This is a genomic window from Biomaibacter acetigenes (assembly GCF_003691585.1).
In the GTDB taxonomy this organism is placed as follows: Bacteria; Bacillota; Thermosediminibacteria; order Thermosediminibacterales; family Tepidanaerobacteraceae; genus Biomaibacter; species Biomaibacter acetigenes.
In genome coordinates, this window is record NZ_CP033169.1 from 99,280 (window position 1) to 117,609 (window position 18,330).

The window sequence follows — 18,330 nt, forward strand, 5'->3', positions numbered from 1 at the left end:
CCTGTGAATAATGTGGATAAGTCAAGAGGCAACAGGCCTCTTTTTTTTATTTTATTTTTTTATTGAACTTCCGAAACAGACCCCTCATATTATAATATTAAGATTTACATGTAAAAGAAAGGGGAGTTATTATGTCGATTTTTATTTATGCTGTGGTAATAGGTATTGTCATAGTAGTCTTCTATCTTTTTTTAAAGAAACTCTTCAATGAAGACCGGTTAAATTTCCCCGAAGACAAGATGCAGCCTGAAGAAAAAAAGCCGAAGAACGTAGAAACACCGCTACCGGAAGAAAAGTTACCGGAAGAGGCGCCGGCGGAGGAAAAGCCGGGGGACGAAGAAAAGTAGCCTGAAGCTTCGGAAAAACCTGCGGAAGATTAAGAAAAACCTCAGGAAGCATCGGAAAAGTCCGCAGCCTGTGACGAAAAAACCGAAACATCCTGTGATGCACCGCCAAATACGGAAAAACCTAAAAATAAGTAACATATTTGGCAAGCTTCACATATATTATATAAAGAGTAAGGATGCATTTTTAGGGAAAGGAGGATATAAATGGGTGTACAACTCACAAAAGAACTGGTAAGGGTCGACCAGGTGGTGGGCGAAGATAAGGCCCAGTCTGTGGTGGAAGGAATAATAACACTACCCAACGGCAAACCGGATATACAGCAGGTCATATCTGTAGATGCGACTTTAAACACCGAGAGCCTTGAAACCGACATCATCGAAAACAAGGTAATTGTGGAAGGAAAAATCGATGTAAATGCCATGTATGTGGGTGCAGTGCCGGAAGGTACACAGCCGGTCCACTTTGTGGAAGGCACCGTGGACTTCAGCTTTTTTGTAAAGATCCCCGGGGCTAAAAAGAACATGGACGTAAGGGTAAAGGCCAAGATAGAGCATATCCAGTTCAGCTTTGATCCCAATAGGCCCAGAGAAATCAAGGTAAGAATCATAGTGGAATTCTTCGTGAAAGTCACCAAGAGGGTGGAAATCGAAATAGTGGTGGATGCCACGGGTCCTGCGGACCTGCAGGTGTTGAAAAAGTCCCTCCGGATTGAAGATGTGGTGGGCGAGGCCAGCGCCCAGAACATCGTAAAAAGCGATGTATCGGTGCCCGATAACAAACCGGATATTCTGGAAATCATTAAGGTGGAAGGCAAGGCCCGGGAAACTGAAACCAAAATAATTGACGATAAAATCATCATCGAGGGTGTTCTGGAGGTAAGTGTACTCTATGTAGCCAGTGTTCCTGCAGGTGAATTTCAACAACCAGTACATTTTATGGAGGTAGAGGTACCTTTCACACAGTTCGTGGAAATCCCAGGGGCTAAGGAAGGCATGGCCAAACTGGTGAAGGTGGAAGTGGAGCACATCCGGGGCCGGAGGAAAGATGCAAGGACCGTTACGGTTGAAGCCATTTTAAAGATCAAGGCCAAAGTCTTCGAGACCAAGATCCTCAATGTGGTGGTGGATATATTCAGCCCATCCGAAAAACTGGAAGTTGAAAAGACCTTATTGAAGGTGGACCAGGTCATCGGCGAGGCCGAAAATGAGATTGTAGTCAAGGAAGTCTTAACCGTGCCCGATGAGAAACCTCCCATCGAGCAGATTTACAGGACAAAAGCCAAGGCCACTGTTACTGAGTCCCGCATCATTGATGACAAGGTAATAGTGGAAGGCACCCTTACACTGGAGACATTATATGTAGCCGATGTGACAGGCATCCCGGGAGCTCCGCTGCAGCCATTGCACTTTATGGAACACGAGGTTCCCTTTACTACCTTTGTGGAAATCCCCGGTGCCAAAGAGAATATGACCCTGGACTTTGATGTGAATGTGGAGCATGTTTCCTCCAAGGTGGACCCCAACGATCCCCGTAGGTTCGAGGTAAGGGCGGTCCTCGGCCTGAGGGCAAAGGTCACCCAGATGGTGCAGATAGAAGTGGTAGTAAATGTCGTAGAGCCCGAGGAAGAGGAAAAAGAAGAAGAGAAAAAGGAGAAGGAAAAGAAAGAAGAAGAAAAGCCCTCCATGACCATCTACATCGTTCAAAAGGGCGACACCCTCTGGAACATAGCTAAGAGATACAATGTCACCGTTGACTCTATCGTGAAAGCCAACAACATAGCAAACCCCGACAGTATAATGCCCGGCCAGCAATTAGTGATACCCCGGCGCATGACTTGATTCAAAATAAATCCCGCTTACGGCGGGATTTTTATTTTGGTCAATCAGGATTTTTATATTTTTCTAATATCGACAACTACATCCACGGGTCTTATGCCTTCACCCACTACATCCAGCATGAGAGTCCTCTTCGTGACAATAAGGTCTGAGTCGTAGACTTCTATCACCACATACATTTCCACTATTTCGCCGGAGGGTATCTTGACACGTACCAGCAGTTTTTCGGTGGTGATGCCGGGGCCCTCTACATCGGTCACCACATATACCGTTTCTTCCCTTAAAACCTTCGCAAATGCCCTGATAGTAATTAATTGCCTTATTTGGTTGCCTCCCGGAAGTATGTCAGTATCAATGTGTTCCACCATTGCCGAGGCTTTTACAGTGTCTGAAGGATTGACACCCGGCAGGGGGACAAGGACAGAAAATCTATCATTAAATTCCACGTGATAGACTACATCGTCGCTCCCCACATAGGATATAAAACATCTAATATCACCGTCAACAATCACAGCATCATCAAGGGGCGTGCCGCTTACATTTTCAATGATACAGTGGGTCTCGCTTAAGGCTACAGCCGGATGGGATACATCTACTGTATGATTTACCTGAGTTTGCCGGGTCCCTGACAATTCTTCAGATATTACAATAGGGTCTTTTATGACTTTGAGTTCACCGGGAACTACAATGGGTTCCGTATCGGTGACCATGATCTGTTTGGTGCTTGATCCTATTATTTGAGGCATATGCGACACAATGCCCGTACCGGTGACTACATGTAGATTTTGAATTTCCAGCACTGTCAATCGGAAACGGATTATATTTTTGACATATAATTCTCCTGTGGGTAAAAATTCAAAGGCGGTGTATTCCACCTGTGGCTCTATATTGACCACATGCCCTGGCAGAACTCCGGGATAATCCGTAAAGGCGGTGAAAGCAACATCTTCAGCCTGGTGATAACTGATGTTATCGGTGCCCACATAATATATTTGCCTGTGCAATATTCCCTGTATGATGACCTTATCTCGTATAATCAGCGTATGGAGGCCGGTGATGCCGGCTTTTATTTCTCTTACCTTAGAAGCGAGGTTTTGCAGGGCTATGCTGGATTCTACCAGGTGCTGAAAATCTTTTGGCTGCCCTATCACCACATTTACCCTGTATAAAGGGCCCGCGGCAGCCACGGCTATGCCGGTGACTGTTTCGGAAACTACGGTGACACTCATCAATATCACCGATTTGAGTTGAAGTTCTTGAGGTGCAGGCAGTGTAGCTTCATTGGCCTCCACCAGAGGCTCCACATAAGCCTTTGCTCCCGGGAGGGCCCCGGGAACTTCCACAAAGCCGCTGAAGGGAATATCCACTGTCTGGTAGTGGGAGATGCCATCCTCGCCTACATAAAACACCTGATTATGCAGAACTGCCTGAATTATCACCTTGTTTTCCATCACCTCAGTACCCTGTATTACAGGTTCAGTCCGTACTTCGGCAACCTTTACGGCGGCATTTTCCAGGGTGGCGGTTTCCTCTACCAGCACCTGCTGGGCCACCGAGCCCACCACAGCTTCTGCCAGAATGGGCCCATAGGGTCCTGAAACGACATCGATATTAACAATGTCTTCAACATTGACACCTATTTTTACCACGACCTTTACAATGACGCTGTCGCCTTTAGGGGAAAGCCCGGCAGTCGTTTCCTCTATGTCTGCAGTGACATTAGCCTGCATACCGGGCCTTGCACCGGGGATTTCCACCAAATCTCCAAAAGGGATATTATCCGACATGTGGTGGGTTATATCATCGGTACCGACAAAATATAGCTGCTTGTGGACCATACCCTGAACAATAACCTTATCATTTAAAACAATATGGCCAAGATTTATTATTTTGGCGGTGACCTTTTTAATTTTTCGAGCCAGAATAGGAATTTGTCTTATGAGAATCGTTTTTGATTCGTACATTTTATTCCCCCCTTTAACCCCTGTTAATCTATATTATTCAGATATGCCGAAAATGGCGATGGGAATTATAATATAATATTCCGATACTCTATAAGCTGAAGGCTCATATTTACGAGCACCTGCTCAAAAATGCTGCTGTCCGAGCTGTTATAAAAAATTTCAGCTTCCACATCGGCTCTAACTTCCATACCTTCCCGGGCTCCAGGGACAGGTATAGCGTCGGAAAAGACATCGGAAAATCCCTGCACCATTACCCTGCCATCTATAACATAAAACACATCCTGGGAAATTTCTAAATCAAATATCACAAAGTTTTTCATGATATTAAAATTAACCTGGTTCACATAGGGTTTTATTTCTCTTATATTTTTGGGAACAGCCGGCAGCGGCTTTACCGTTGAAAAGAGAAAGGATTGCTCCTTTTTTGCTATAACTACGGGCAAAATTACCTCCAGAGGGCCAGGGGAGATAGGCGGAACTCTTATGAAATTGTTTATACATTTTGCCACATGGGTAAACAATTTTATCACAACCTAATTAAAAACTTCTGATATGACCTTCTTCCATTTTTGTTTCCAGCGGCCGACACTGAAGGCTTCAGCGGTGAGTTTTGCATTTTGTGAAAGCCTGTTTCTTTCTTTTTCGTCATTTATCAGATATTCAATAGCATCTATAAGGTTATTAGGAGTAGGTTTTATGAGAAGGCCGTTGAACCCGTCTATTATGAGGTCGGTAAGGCCTCCTACAGCAGTGGTTATAATAGCACATCCGGCGGCCATGGCCTCCAGGCATGAAAGGGAAGTGCCTTCGGTGCCCTTCGTGGGTATTAAAGCGATGTCCATGTGCCGGAAGATTTCGGGCATCATGTGGGGTGGCTGCCAGTAGTAAAATATGCCGTCTTTTTCCGAGGCCCACTTCAAAGCCTCACCTTCCAGCTGGTCCGAATGCCCTCTCCCCACAAAATGAAATTCCACCTTTCCGGGGTATTTTTTGGTGAGCACATTGGCCGCCCTGGCTGCTTCATTTACCCCCCTTACCGCCGTAAGCCGCCGGGGGAATATTATTCTAACCTTGCCGGGATGGTCGACTCTATGCGAAAAACTATCGATATCCACAAAGTTGGGGATATATTCTAATTTGTGCGAAAGCCCCGGCCAGGTAGCATTTATCCAATTTATGGTATTGGTATCCACCGAAACCACCTTTTGAGGGCCGCTCAAGGCTATGTGAAGCCTGCGGAGCCATTCCTTCCGTTCAGCTTCAGTAGGCAGTTGATGGTCAAATCCGGGATAATCCCAGAACACACCATGGGAAATGGATATGCTCTTTTCCAGCACCTGGGGATATGCCAGGAAGGTAACAAAATATATGGCATAATCCACATCCATAGCTTGCTCATAAAATGCTGGTTAAAATTAGGGAAGGTCATAAGCTCACTCCTAGTTTCAGGTATGGTATTTATTACAACTCCAGGTAGAATTTCTTTTTTCCAGCCGCTTCCTATCTGCCACCAGCTTACTTCATACTCCAGTTCCAGCAAAAGTCTTGTAAGTTCCAGGCCGTACCGCTCGGCACCGCCGTATATCATCCGGGTGCCGTCAGGACTGAAAAAGTTAGTGGTCAAAATTCCAACTTTTTTTCCCATTTTTTACCCTCTCCTGATAGCATATTATCCTATTTTAAAAGCAAGGGTATCATCGATGATCTTTGCCACCTGCGCTGCCCTCATCCCCCAGGAATTTCTCCGGGCAAAGGCTATACGGCTTTCTATAGCCTCCGGATTCTTGCCGCTGAAAACTGCCCGGTCAAGATTTGATATGAACTCTTCAGGAGTCCTTGAAAGCATCACATCTGCCATTCCCTCAAGCTGGGGTAAATATGTAGACACCACCGGCAGGCCGCAGGCCAGATATTCGTAAGCCTTCAAAGGGTCTGCCGCCAGCGTCACGGGCTTTACCTCAAAGGGAATAATGGCGGTATCAAACCAGCGTGCATAGTCGGGTAGAACCTCCTTATTCCTGGGGCCCAGATAGAAAATGTTTTTACCCTGCGGCAGATTTACTACCGGTGCGCTGGCAGCCCCCAGAAACACAAAATTATAATTAGGCCTCATGTCAGCGGCTGTCCTTATCAGGGGAAAATCCAACCACGGAGCCAGTACCCCCCAGAAGCCAATGATGGGTTTTGTCATGAGCTTTGCCAGGTCCTGCGGAATTCGCCCTTTTGAAAGACTCCGGTTGAAATGTTCAAATTCCACTCCATTTTTTATTAAATGGCAATTATGGTGGCGGTTATAAAGGTCGTCAAATATCTTTTGTGAAGCTGCCAGTACCAGGTCTGCGGCTTCAAGTTTTTTTTCGTCATATGCGGCAAATTGGGAAAACTCATCAACGGTGGCATCCGCAAAATCGCTTACGACCATCCTGAGATTGAAATTAAAGAGCAGGTCAGCATAAGGTCCATGGGTGAGCCACATGATGTAACTTTTCTTCAGGTCTAAAGCATCTACATTGCCGCAAAGGGTGAAGGTCGGCGAAATCCGGACAAAGTCTGGTAATGACCTGGTGACATTGCAGTATATGACCTCAAAACCCAGTTTAGAAAGCTCCCATAAAAGGTGTTGTGGCCTCTGGGGATGGTTAAAAAAATCAAAGCATGGAAGATACAGGATTTTATCCATTAATCTTTCTCCTCTTTCAAAAAATAAAGCCGCCTGGATTCCTTCCATTCCTCCAGGTCCGCGGGTTTTGGGGATATCATGATACTCTGGGTATGAGGGCGTATGTTGCCGAAGAGTTTCAAATCCTTCTGGCGGTAAAACAGAAACTTGTTGTAATGCTCCTTTTCATTGGCCCAGCCATAATGCTTCAATCTTATGTCCGAATAATACGGTGCAAATCCCTCGCAGGGGCTTGGAAACCGGCCGCCGTGGATTTCCTTCCTGGGCCAGAAATAATTTATATCGGGTTTATAGCGAACCATGAAAGGCCAGAACTTGGCCCAGGGGTCCCAACCCCCATCCTTCCTATAATGGGTTTGTGACGCCCAGAAATCAAACACCCTGAAATATATGGCATCATAGTAATCCTGGTCGATTAAAAACCTCACTTCATCGATGATCCTGTCTTCCATAATCTCATCGGCATCGATGGCCGCAATCCATCCGGGATTTTCCTTAATCGTCAGGTTCCACAGCCTTGACCGGAGAGCCGATTCATCTTCGGCAAAAAGGGGACGCTCATTTTCATAAACAACAGCTTTTTCAAAACTTCGGGCAAGCTTTACGGTATCATCTTCTGAGCAGTCATCCAGGACCACGATTTTATCTACCCACTTTGAAAGGTGCTCCAGGACTTTTTCAAGATACCGCCCCGCCTCATTTCTTACAGGCATCATGGCTACTATGGTATTGTTGATCTTTTCTATCATGGTATCTCTCCTTTTAAATACCCCGGGCCTTGGGCCTGAGGATTTAGAATTAAGGATTTTTTATAACGGAAGGCAATAGCCAGGAAAACCGGGGAGCCAGACCCCTGGGTTTTCCCGCTATTACCTTTCTTTTATTTAGGATGTTGCTACAAACACGAAGTCCAGGGTCATATCTATATTTCCAACTACATTGCCGGCGGTGCTGGGCAAGTAGAAAGTAAAGGTCACATCCTCATTGCCGGTGGTCAATGCCAGGGCCTGACCGGGACTGTCGGGCCTGTCGATAAGGCCGCTGAGCTTGCCGGTATATATGCTGCCGCCGGGGCTTGCGGAAACGCTTACATTTAGATTGTCTGCGAGCAGAGCCGCATGGCTTGTAGTAGTTCCGGGGGATGCCTTCCAATCGGCGCTAACAAAATAATATTCATCCACATCGCCCGTATTGGAGACATTTATCACCGCCGTGGCACTGTCGCCGGGCAGCATTGCCGTGACGGAGAGCACACCGCTGGCAGGAGAAACTGCAATAGCCACATTGGCAGTTTGCAGGGTACTTCCGGTGGAACTGGCCGTATAGGTTAAAGCCATATCTCTCTCACCTCCTGTTAAATAATATTCTTGGTGAATTAATTTTGTTACTTTAGACCTATCAAATAAGTTTTTTTTTAAAAGCACCTTTGAGGCTATATTGAAGTAAAATAATCTTAAAGGATTAAAAAATAAATTTAACAATGGGGTGATAAAGTGCGCGGTACATATATCGGAAACAATAAGATGCTGGTTCTGACCGTGTGGGGCGGCAGCCTGCTGGTGCCGTCGGAAGATTTGAGTATTGTTCCTGAACTTCTAATAAATGGTTCCATTGAGCTTCCGCTCACCAGATATATGATAAAAAACATAAAGAGAGAAAATATTGTATTTGATATCGGCGCAAATATCGGGTATTTCACAGTTCTCGCTGGTAAACTGGTTGGCCCCGGGGGAAAAGTCATAGCCTTCGAACCCAATCCGTATTTGTACCGGTTCCTTTCTGATAATGTATCTTTAAACTGTCTTCACGACAGAGTGACCCTTAATCAGAAAGCGGTTTATTCTTCAAGCGCCAAAATAAATTTTTATATGGCCTTGAAGTTTATGGGCAATTCTTCGATTAATTGCCATGACCGGGAATATTTCAAGCGTTTTGAAGATGAAATCAAGGAAATTACAGTGGAAGCCGAACCCCTTGATATTTACCTGAAAAGTTTCGACCACATAGACCTGGTCAAAATGGATATTGAAGGTGGAGAATACCAGGCTTTTCTGGGCATGAAAGGCTTGATGGAACAAAAAGTTGTAAAAACCGTGGTTTTTGAGCTAAATAAAATGATGCTGAAAGATGACAGGGAGCCCTTTATTCAGAATCTAAAGCAAATGGAAACTATATTCAACAGGAGTTTTTTTAAATTATCCGATGAAGGGGACTTAGTTCCTATCAGTGTCAATGATCTGGCGGCAATGGATTTTTGTGCTGATATTGTGCTTAAATGTTGATACCTCATTTTTTTCGATAAAAAGTAATTTTATGCCCTTCCTTCATAAAAAAATTTTTCATCTCATAAAGTTATATGGGGAGGGGCATGAAATGGAGAATTTCAGGGTGGAGGAAATCGTGTGGGGAAAGGTTTATTCCAGGGATGTGCATTTTGATATAAAGTTGAAACCATTGCCCGCCGGAATAGACGACATAGTCACAAAAGTCGTGAATATCCGCAAAAATATAAATGAAAACGCCCTGGTAATATGGGTAACTCTTCAAATTGATATATATTTTCTGGACAAAAAGGGTGCCCTCCATTGTTTCAGCGAAGAAAAGCCTTTAAGATATGTCTTTTTCCCGGAAAAGATCATTGAAAACATGGAAATATGTGTTGCGTGTTCGGCGAAGCCAAAGGAATCTTATCTTTCGGGCGAGACGCTCTCCATGGCTTTTTTACTGCAATTTAATATTAAAGCGGTGGTGGAAAGGTCCGATGTAGCCCCCGAGATGCTGAATGTAATGACGGAAAAGATAGTGACTTTCCGCACCGTAGAAGAACAGGTAAAACCCGGAATCGCCAGAGGCTTTTTTGAGTGTCCCGGCTGCACCGCCATTATTGCTGTAAAACCATATATCGCCGGGGTTCAGGCCCGGATTTTAAAAGGGATGGTGGTGGTGGAAGGTCAAATTGCGGTGGATATATTTTACCAGGGGAGTTCGGGAGTGGAGAGACACGGCCAGATTGAACTTCCCCTTGAAGATGTGGTCGCCTGTTCCGAAGCTCTGCCGGAACAGCAGGCCCGTCTTTCTGTCTTTTTTCATGATGTATATTGCCGGCCTTCCCGAAAATCCGGGTGCTATGATGTGATTATAGGTTTTGAGCTCAAGGTGAAGGTGGTGGAAAGGGTGGAAAACCGTGTGGTGACGGACTTTGACCGGGAAGGATTTAAGGTTGTAAAGGAAGACCTTTTGCTCAAGCAGGTCATCGATGAGGGCCAGTTTTCCTTTTTAAGACAGCAGAATTTTAAAATTTCGCCCCCGGCCGGAAAAAAAATAGATTTATACGGCAGGGTTCAAAAACTTTGCTGGGAGGTTGATGGAGAATCTCTGGTAGTTAATGGTACCATTGGATTTGAGCTTTTTTATCTTGATGAAAGCTTCCGTGAGATTTACAACTTTCTTGAAATGGAATTTTCCGAAAACCATAGTTTGGGCAAAGTGGAATCCGGAACGGAGTTTGATGTACAGGCAAAAATACTTCATTTAATAACAGCCGAATGTTCCGGCGAAGGAGTTCTGATAGAGGCTCTGGTGGAAATAAAATATACCGGCTTCGTAAGGCAACATACCCTGGCCGTTACCGATATAACACCGCGGGAGGGAATAGAAAGGCAGCTCTTCCAGGTGGATAAAATTCTGGAAACCAGGACTTTTGATCTGGTGGAAAATATTGAAATACCCCTCGAATATCCTGCATTATATATAGAAGACATTAAAGGAGAAATACAAAATCTCGATGTGACGGTGCTGGACCACAGGTTTTTGATTTGCGGCGAGCTTGATATACATATGTACTATGCGGACCCCGGGGGAATTGTCCGCTGTGTAAAAACCGTTTCGCCTTTCGGGGTTCTGGGAGAAATATCCGGCGGGACAAAAGACATGCAGGTCAGGGTCCTTTCCAGGGCTGAAAGAGTTTCGGAAAAAATATCCGGTCCCTCCCTGGTGGAGATTATGTTCAACCTGAACTTTAATGCAGAAGCTACCCGCCAGGAGGACCTGTATCTTGTAACCGGAACTTCTGATCGTTCTTCAGGCGTTTACCAGAGGGTATCCACCGATGAAAAAGTTATGGAGATATCTCATATCATGCCTCTTTCATCCCCTGCCATTTTTATAAAGGAAGTGAACATAAACGTAGAAAAATCATGGCTGGAAGAGGATTCCTCCGGCCTGTGGGCGGCGGGCAGCATTCGAATAAACGCCATTTATACCGGCAGGGACAACCTTGTGTACCAGGCCTTTGACGAATCCGCCTTCAGGTTTTATATAGGCGCCGGCAGAAACCTTGATGGGAGCCGCATGGAATTTACGGCAAAACCCAGGAAAATTCTGCTGAACGCCGGTGGGGAGATGATGGAGGGGGAATATGAGGTGCGTATAAAAGCCTGCTATATTGAGGTGAAAGCAACACCATGAATAGATGTTCGTCTTTATAGCAGGTAAAAAATCAAAGGGAAGAAGGTGAGTATGATGGAGGATATATCCGTAAAGATAGTAGATTTTTTCAGGGAGTTTTCCCATATAGATGTGGAGGTGCTTGATATAAAGCAGGAGTCCGATGGCTACAGAGCTCTGTGCCGGCTGTCTGATGGAGAATATCAGGTCATCCTGGACAACGAGTTTTCAGTAAAGGCTTATTACCGTAAAAAGCTATATAAAGATAACCGCCTTGGCGGAGTAGACAAATTGTCTTCAATACCGCAAGCTGTGAGCATCACACAATTTCAACAGAATCCGGAAACCACTGGCATTTGTGAAGCTGCCGACGGTCAGGATGCCGCCGTGAATGTCAGAGCGATAAAAAAACCCCAGCTTTCAAACAGCGAAAAAGCCGTGGCCATCATGATAAAAAAACAGCCTGGCATTACAAGTTTTGACATAAGCCGGGAAATGAATCTGAAATTTAAAATACTGTCACCCATTCTAAAGAAACTCTTAAGCGAAGGCATTATAAAAAAAGAGAGGGAAAAATTTTACTGAGGCTAAATAGCCTCTTTTTTTGTAACCATCTTTATGTTGCTCACATATTATAGAATTAAGCAAACTGAGATTTCACCATAAACGATCTGTTCTTTTATACAACTGGAAACGTCCTCGGGAAAGCAAAGGGGGGATTTCATGCCGGTATGGGTTTATGCTGCAACATTGGTGCTAGTTGTGGTGATTTGCTATTTTTTATTAAAGAAGTTTTTTTCAAACACGGCGTTACCAGCAACAACCGGGGAAGGACAAGAATTAAAAATACAGGAAATTGACTATAAAACAACAAATCCTGAGGAAGAAGCGGAAGAGATTTATACATCATTTAACCCCACTGATGGAGAAGCGGAAGAGATTTATACATCATTTAACCCCACTGATGGAGAAGCGGAAGAGATTCATACATCATTTAACCCAACTGATGAAAAACCGGGGTTAGAAGATAACCCTGAGGATTTAATAAAAGAAATTGTTTTTCCACAAAAGGAGGGAAAACAAAAATCTCAGGATTATTTATATCAAAACCAAAAAGGAGGTACAAAAATGGACCCAGAAATTAAAGTCCCTGTACTCATAGGGGAAGGCACCATCCAGAAGATGGTAGAATCTACTGTGACCCTGGCGAGTCCCGCTGAAAAAATCCGGGAAATCAGGGCAATGGTGGAAAATTTAAGAACTGACGTGATACCCGGTAAAGTTATCATTCAGGGAACGCTCCACAAGCAGATCTTTTACGTGGGGGAAGACACGGTGATACATCACCAGACTGAACTAATCCCCATAAGCTATTTTCTGGATATCACGGGAGCAGCACCGGGTATGGATGTTACCGTGACGTCTGCGGTTGAGCATGTCACCTATAACCTTTTAAACCCCACAACACTGCATCAAAAAGTTATTCAGGCATTCAGCGCCGTGGTAACCCAGACCCAGATTCTCAATGTGGTGGCCGGAATCGGCACTCCGCTTTATTATGTGCCCCAGGTCATGGGGACCGGCTCCCAGCAGCTTATAGCAGAAACTACAGTGACCCTTGCCAATGCCGCTCAGAAAGTTGATGAAATCACCGCAGTAGTCAGGGATATTACGACGGATGTAATAACCGACAAGGTTATAATCCAGGGAATACTGCACAAGCAAATCTTTTATGTGGGCGTAGATAATGTGGAATACCACCAGGCGGAAGACGTGCCCTTCAGCCTTTTTGTCGATGTGACAGGGGCCGGGCCTGGGATGAATGTTCAGGTCCATCCGACCATCGAAGCTATCAACTATACCCTGGAAAATGAAACTACTTTGCTTCAAAAAGTGGTAATAATGTTTGAAGTGGTGGTAACCCAGAATGTCCAGATAAATCTTGTGGAAGGAACCGGTCCTGTGGTTGTGGTGCCGGAAGTGGCCGGAGAGGCCACCGGTCAAACCCTTCTGCAGGATATTGTGACCATGGAAAGGCCTACACAGAAGATAAGGAACATTGACGCCAGCGTAACATCCATTACAGGCAATGTTATTGCCAATAAGGTAATTATCCAGGGCACAGTTCATAAACAGATATTCTATATCGGCACCGATAACATCGAATATGAACAGAGCGAGGATGTAGATTTCAGCTTCTTTGTAGATGTGACGGGTGCGGTTCCTGGAATGAGCGTGGTTCTTGTCCCCACCATTGAAAGCGTGATTCCGGAACTTCTGTCGGAAACGCAGATGCTGGAGAAAGTGGTGCTGCAGGTCCTGGCTAAAGTAACGACAACTGTAAGGCTTGCCGTTACGCAGGTACAATTGCCGGTTTAAAATTAAAAAATAAAACTAATCCCGCTTACCGCGGGATTTTTGTTTTGAAAAAAAGTGGTAATAATACATATCGAGGTGATCTTTTTTGGGCGAAAAAGTAAGAGGGCATCTCATGATCATAGGAGGAGCCGAAGATAAAGAAAGGAAATGCGACATACTTAAAAAGGTGGTGGAGCTTTCGGGGGGGGAAAAGGCCAGCATAACCATAATTACCGCAGCTGCCCAGAATCCCCGGGAGGTGGGGCAAAGTTATATAAAAATCTTTGAAAAGCTCGGAGTCCGGGATGCTGTGGCTCTCAACATAGAAACCCGAAAGGAGGCATGCCGGGGAGAAATAATTGACAGGATTGCCAGCTCCACCGGCATTTTTTTTACGGGAGGAGACCAGCTCCGCATCACCAGTCTACTGGGAGGAAGCCCGGTATACCATGCGCTGCATGCGGCCTATAACAACGGGGTGCTCATTGCGGGCACCAGTGCCGGAGCATCGGCCATGAGCGATATAATGCTCATCGGTGGCGACGGGGACCAGGCCCCTAAAGGCAATGCCATCAGCATGGCGCCGGGGATGGGTCTGCTGGAGGAAGTTGTCATAGACCAGCACTTCGCCCAGCGGGGCCGTATAGGGAGGTTGCTCCTGGCGGTGGCTCAGAATCCCTATGTGCTGGGGGTGGGCATCGATGAAGACACGGCCGTACTGGTGAATCCCGATGCCACTTTCACCGTGGTAGGGTCCCAGACGGTGACGGTGGTGGATGGCAGTGATATAGAATACACCAATGTGTCGGAACTCTCCCCCGGCGAACCGTTAAACCTGTTTGGCGCCAGGATTCATGTGCTTTCCTCCGGCGCCGGCTTTAACCTGAAGACGCGACAACCTTTTTCGAAGTTCGAGGTTTGAGGTTCGAAGTTCGAAAACTGACGCTCGAGGTTTGACCAGGGGCATGAAACCAGCGGCTTCTCGAAGGGGTGGGCAACACTAAAGAAAACTGTAGAGTGAGATAACAACAAGTCGAACGGAAAGTTTAGGGTGTTGCCCCAACTTCATGTATAGGCGAAGTGGAAATGGATAGCATATTAAGGAAGGAATCAGGAAGGTATTTTACAAGGAGGAATATGATGGATATTGTAGACATAAGGGCCATAGAAGGCCCTAATATCTACAGCCCGAAACCCGTCATCAAAATGATTCTTGACGTAAAGGATATGGAGGATATACCCACCAGGGATTTTTCGGGATTTAATGATACTCTACTAAATTACCTGCCGGGCCTGGCACAGCACCACTGCTGTTTTGAAACCCGCGGAGGTTTTTTGCTGCGCCTGAAAGAAGGCACATACTTTCCACATGTGATAGAACATGTGGCTATAGAACTTTTGAATCTCACGGGTCAGGATGTGAAATTCGGCAAGGCCAGGAAAATCGAAGGAAGCCTTTACAATATTATTTTTGGATATAAGGTGAAATATCCGGCCTTGAAAGTGGCGGAGCTTTCGGTAAAACTAATAGAAGCAATTCTCCGCTCCCAAAAAATTGACCTTGACGCGATAGTCCGGGAACTGGCCAGGGAGACCGTGGACAGAAGCCTGGGGCCCAGCACCGCTGCCATAGTGCAGGAAGTGAGAAGCAGGGGCATACCCGTAACCCGCGTTGGAGAAGGCAGCATGCTGATACTCGGCTACGGAGCCCGGCAGAAACGCATAGAGGCCACCATAAGCCAGGACACAAGCTGCCTTGCGGTGGATATAGCCTGTGACAAGACGCTGACTAAAGAACTGCTCTCCATGGCGGGAATTCCTGTACCTACGGGTGAAGTGGTATATAATGAGGAGGATGCTCTAAAAGCCGCAGAAAAACTGGGGTACCCGGTGGTAATAAAGCCCTGTGACGGCAATCAGGGCAAAGGTGTAAGCCTGAACCTTAAGGCCCCCCAGATGGTTTCCGAAGCTTTCAATCTTGCAGCGGAATATTCTTCTAAAATCATTGTGGAAAGGCAGGTCATGGGGCGCCACTACCGTATTCTGGTATTGGGAGGGCGTTTTGTTTGCGCATCCGAACGGATACCGGCCCACGTGGTGGGGGATGGAATCCATAGCATTAAGGAATTGGTGGATATTATCAACAGTGACCCCCTGCGGGGTGAAAAGCATGAAAAACCCCTCACTAAAATTAAAATAGACCCGGTGGTACACATGGTGCTGGCCCGCCAGGGGCTAACCCTGGAGGTGGTACCCGAAAAGGGAAAACAGATTTTCCTCAGGGAAAACGGAAACCTGAGCACCGGTGGCACTGCCGTGGATGTCACCGATAGGGTTTGTCTCGAAAACAGGGATCTGGCTGAGAGGGTTGCATCCATAGTGGGCCTTGACATTGCGGGTATCGATATCACTACGGAGGATATAGCCATTCCTGTGGAAAACAGCGGTGGGGCTGTCATCGAGGTCAATGCGGCTCCGGGCATAAGGATGCACCTGTTCCCTTCCGAAGGAAAGCCCAGGCCGGTGGCCAAAGCCATAGCGGACTTGCTGTTTCCCAAAGGCGCTCCCAGCTTTCCACTGGTGGCGGTCACCGGCACCAATGGCAAAACTACCACCGTGAGAATGATAAGGCAAATAATGTCGGCCTGGGGTCTCAATGTGGGCATGACATGCACCGATGGAGTTTATATAGGGCAGCAGTGCATAAAAAAGGGAGATTGCAGCGGCCCCGAAAGTGCCAGGACGGTGCTGTATGATACACGGGTGGAAGCGGCTGTTCTGGAAGTGGCCCGGGGCGGCCTTATAAGAGGCGGCCTGGCTTACGAGGAAGCCGATGTGGGTGTCATAACCAACATCACCGGCGACCACCTGGGCCTTGATGGAGTCGAGACTCTTGAAGATTTGGCCTTTGTGAAGTCACTGGTGATTGAACAGGTAAAACCGGAAGGGTTTGCGGTTTTGAATGCCGATGATAAAATGGCGGTAGAAGTGAAAAACCGCGCAAAATGCGGGGTTATTTTTTTCAGCGCCGAGGAAGACAACCTGGTGCTGAGAAAGCACCTGAGCCAGGGCGGAAGGGGAGTATATGTGAGGGATGGGACCATATTCTTCAAAAAAGGAAATGAGGAAAATTTCCTCATGAAGGTGAAGGACATTCCTGCTACCCTGAAAGGCAGGGCAAGGCACAATGTACAGAATGCTCTGGCGGCCGCAGCAGCAGCCTGGGCCCTGAATGTGCCTCTTAAAGTCATAGCCCGTGCCCTGAGGGAGTTCGACTGCAGTGAAAACATCAACCCCGGCCGCATGAACATCATGGAGATGCCCGGCTTTACCGTGATGCTGGATTACGGCCATAATCCTGCGGGCGTTGAGGCCGTCATTAATACCGCCAAGCTTTTAAAACCTGCCAGACTGGTGGGGGTTATAGCCAGTCCCGGTGATAGGCGGGATCAGGACATAATTGCCCTGGGACACGTGGCGGGCAAAGGCTTTAACCGCCTTATAATAAAGGAAGATGAAAACTTGAGAGGCCGGAAACCTGGAGAGGTGGCTTCGCTGCTCCTGGAAGGCGCTCTTTCCGCCGGCTTAAAGAGGGATAAGATAGATGTGGTTTTGAAAGAAGAAGAAGCCATTGCCAGGAGCTTTGAAAACGCCCTGGAAGGAGACCTTATAGTTATCTTTTATGAACACTATGAAAAAGCCCTGGAAGCCATAACAAAATCTCAGGATAAAATCATAAAAACCACCGGGGCGATGAGAATAATTTAATATTTTTTATACAGGCAGGATTTTAAAGTTTTGTGTGAAATATTATAATATATAAATGGGAGGGGAAAAGTTTGTTTAAGTTAGATGTCGATGCCCGGGCAAAGATTAATCTCACGTTGGACGTGCTCTATAGGAGACCTGACGGCTATCATGAAGTGGAGATGATAATGCAATCCATCGCTTTAAAGGACCATCTCACCCTGGAACTGCTGCCCGGGAGGGCTATTGAAGTTTCCTGCAGTACCCCGGAGCTCCTGTGCGATGAGAGCAACCTGGCCTATAAAGCCGCAAAACTCATGATAGAAGAGTTTAGCCTGGATGCCGGTGTAAAAATCACATTAAACAAAAACATCCCGCTGGCTGCAGGTCTGGCCGGAGGCAGCGCCGATGCCGCGGCGGTTATGATAGGAATGAACGAACTTTTTGGTCTAAAGAAATCCGAAGAAGACTTGATGATGCTGGGAAAGACTATCGGAGCTGACATACCCTTTTGCATCCATGGAGGCACTGCCGTGGCTCGCGGTATAGGAGAAAAACTCACACCCTTGAAACCGGTGCCTAAAATAGCGCTGCTGCTGGTAAAGCCCCACTATTCGGTGTCGACAAAACAAGTATACAGTAGACTGAATGTAAAAGACATAAAATCAAGGCCCGATACCGCTGCCATGATACGAACCATCCTCAATGAAGATGTGGCCGCCATGGCAAAAGGGCTATGCAATGTGCTGGAAGAGGTAACCTTTGGTCTTTATCCCGAACTTTCCTTTATCAAGGAAGAACTCAGGAAAAACGGTGCCCTGGGGAGCCTCATGTCCGGTAGCGGCCCCACGGTTTACGGTATCTTCGAAACCCGGAGCGCGGCGCAAAGGGCCGCCGCAAGGATGGATACAGGTAATAAAGCTATTATCATTTCTGAAACACAATGAAGTTA

General features: G+C 46.4%; 16 protein-coding genes. 9 read left to right on the forward strand and 7 right to left on the reverse strand.

Annotation, left to right across the window (positions count from 1 at the left end; translation table 11 throughout):
* The first annotated feature begins 131 nt into the window (after positions 1-131).
* Positions 132-347: a hypothetical protein gene (locus D2962_RS00430; RefSeq protein ID WP_120765216.1), complete on the forward strand. Its 216-nt coding sequence runs from the start codon at positions 132-134 to the stop codon at positions 345-347.
* Between the two features lie 204 nt (positions 348-551).
* Positions 552-2,186, forward strand: a complete 1,635-nt coding sequence (locus D2962_RS00435) for a DUF3794 and LysM peptidoglycan-binding domain-containing protein (RefSeq protein ID WP_122013781.1) — start codon at positions 552-554, stop codon at positions 2,184-2,186.
* Between the two features lie 53 nt (positions 2,187-2,239).
* On the opposite strand, the gene D2962_RS00440 is transcribed toward D2962_RS00435, so the two are convergent.
* The 7 genes from D2962_RS00440 to D2962_RS00465 form a co-directional block, all read right to left on the reverse strand.
* Positions 2,240-4,147: a DUF3794 domain-containing protein gene (locus tag D2962_RS00440; protein ID WP_122013782.1), complete on the reverse strand. Its 1,908-nt coding sequence runs from the start codon at positions 4,145-4,147 to the stop codon at positions 2,240-2,242.
* A gap of 65 nt (positions 4,148-4,212) precedes the next feature.
* Positions 4,213-4,590 (reverse strand): SPOCS domain-containing protein, encoded by a 378-nt coding sequence (locus D2962_RS00445; RefSeq protein WP_147421223.1) that lies wholly within the window; start codon positions 4,588-4,590, stop codon positions 4,213-4,215.
* A 90-nt stretch (positions 4,591-4,680) separates the two neighbouring features.
* A complete protein-coding gene (locus D2962_RS00450; protein ID WP_245984996.1) occupies positions 4,681-5,484 on the reverse strand; it encodes a glycosyltransferase family 4 protein in 804 nt (267 codons plus the stop codon).
* Positions 5,370-5,792, reverse strand: coding sequence for a hypothetical protein (locus tag D2962_RS18270; RefSeq protein ID WP_245984815.1), 423 nt, complete (start codon positions 5,790-5,792; stop codon positions 5,370-5,372). Before D2962_RS18270 ends, D2962_RS00450 begins: the two co-directional genes overlap by 115 nt.
* A gap of 24 nt (positions 5,793-5,816) precedes the next feature.
* A complete protein-coding gene (locus tag D2962_RS00455) occupies positions 5,817-6,827 on the reverse strand; it encodes a glycosyltransferase (RefSeq protein WP_162991025.1) in 1,011 nt (336 codons plus the stop codon).
* Positions 6,827-7,576: a glycosyltransferase gene (locus D2962_RS00460; RefSeq protein ID WP_120765222.1), complete on the reverse strand. Its 750-nt coding sequence runs from the start codon at positions 7,574-7,576 to the stop codon at positions 6,827-6,829. Before D2962_RS00460 ends, D2962_RS00455 begins: the two co-directional genes overlap by 1 nt.
* Before the next feature lie 135 nt (positions 7,577-7,711).
* Positions 7,712-8,164 (reverse strand): hypothetical protein, encoded by a 453-nt coding sequence (locus D2962_RS00465; protein ID WP_120765223.1) that lies wholly within the window; start codon positions 8,162-8,164, stop codon positions 7,712-7,714.
* Positions 8,165-8,320: 156 nt separating this feature from the next.
* Here D2962_RS00465 and D2962_RS00470 point away from each other — a divergent pair, with 156 nt between their 5' ends.
* The 7 genes from D2962_RS00470 to ispE all read left to right on the forward strand — a co-directional run bounded on the left by D2962_RS00470 (position 8,321) and on the right by ispE (position 18,325).
* Entirely contained in the window at positions 8,321-9,109 is a 789-nt protein-coding gene (locus D2962_RS00470; protein ID WP_120765224.1) for an FkbM family methyltransferase, read from the forward strand.
* Positions 9,110-9,200: 91 nt separating this feature from the next.
* A complete protein-coding gene (locus tag D2962_RS00475) occupies positions 9,201-11,294 on the forward strand; it encodes a DUF3794 domain-containing protein (protein ID WP_162991026.1) in 2,094 nt (697 codons plus the stop codon).
* Between the two features lie 51 nt (positions 11,295-11,345).
* Entirely contained in the window at positions 11,346-11,858 is a 513-nt protein-coding gene (locus D2962_RS00480) for a hypothetical protein (protein WP_122013785.1), read from the forward strand.
* A gap of 138 nt (positions 11,859-11,996) precedes the next feature.
* On the forward strand, positions 11,997-13,652 hold the full coding sequence (locus D2962_RS00485) for a DUF3794 domain-containing protein (RefSeq protein WP_122013786.1): 1,656 nt from the start codon (positions 11,997-11,999) through the stop codon (positions 13,650-13,652).
* Between the two features lie 85 nt (positions 13,653-13,737).
* Positions 13,738-14,553, forward strand: coding sequence for a cyanophycinase (locus D2962_RS00490; protein WP_122013787.1), 816 nt, complete (start codon positions 13,738-13,740; stop codon positions 14,551-14,553).
* Between the two features lie 218 nt (positions 14,554-14,771).
* Positions 14,772-17,399 carry a cyanophycin synthetase gene (cphA, locus tag D2962_RS00495; RefSeq protein WP_122013788.1) on the forward strand — a complete coding sequence of 876 codons (2,628 nt, stop codon included), beginning with the start codon at positions 14,772-14,774 and terminating at the stop codon, positions 17,397-17,399.
* 71 nt (positions 17,400-17,470) lie between these two features.
* Positions 17,471-18,325 (forward strand): 4-(cytidine 5'-diphospho)-2-C-methyl-D-erythritol kinase, encoded by an 855-nt coding sequence (gene ispE, locus D2962_RS00500; protein WP_122013789.1) that lies wholly within the window; start codon positions 17,471-17,473, stop codon positions 18,323-18,325.
* The last annotated feature ends 5 nt before the right edge of the window (positions 18,326-18,330 follow it).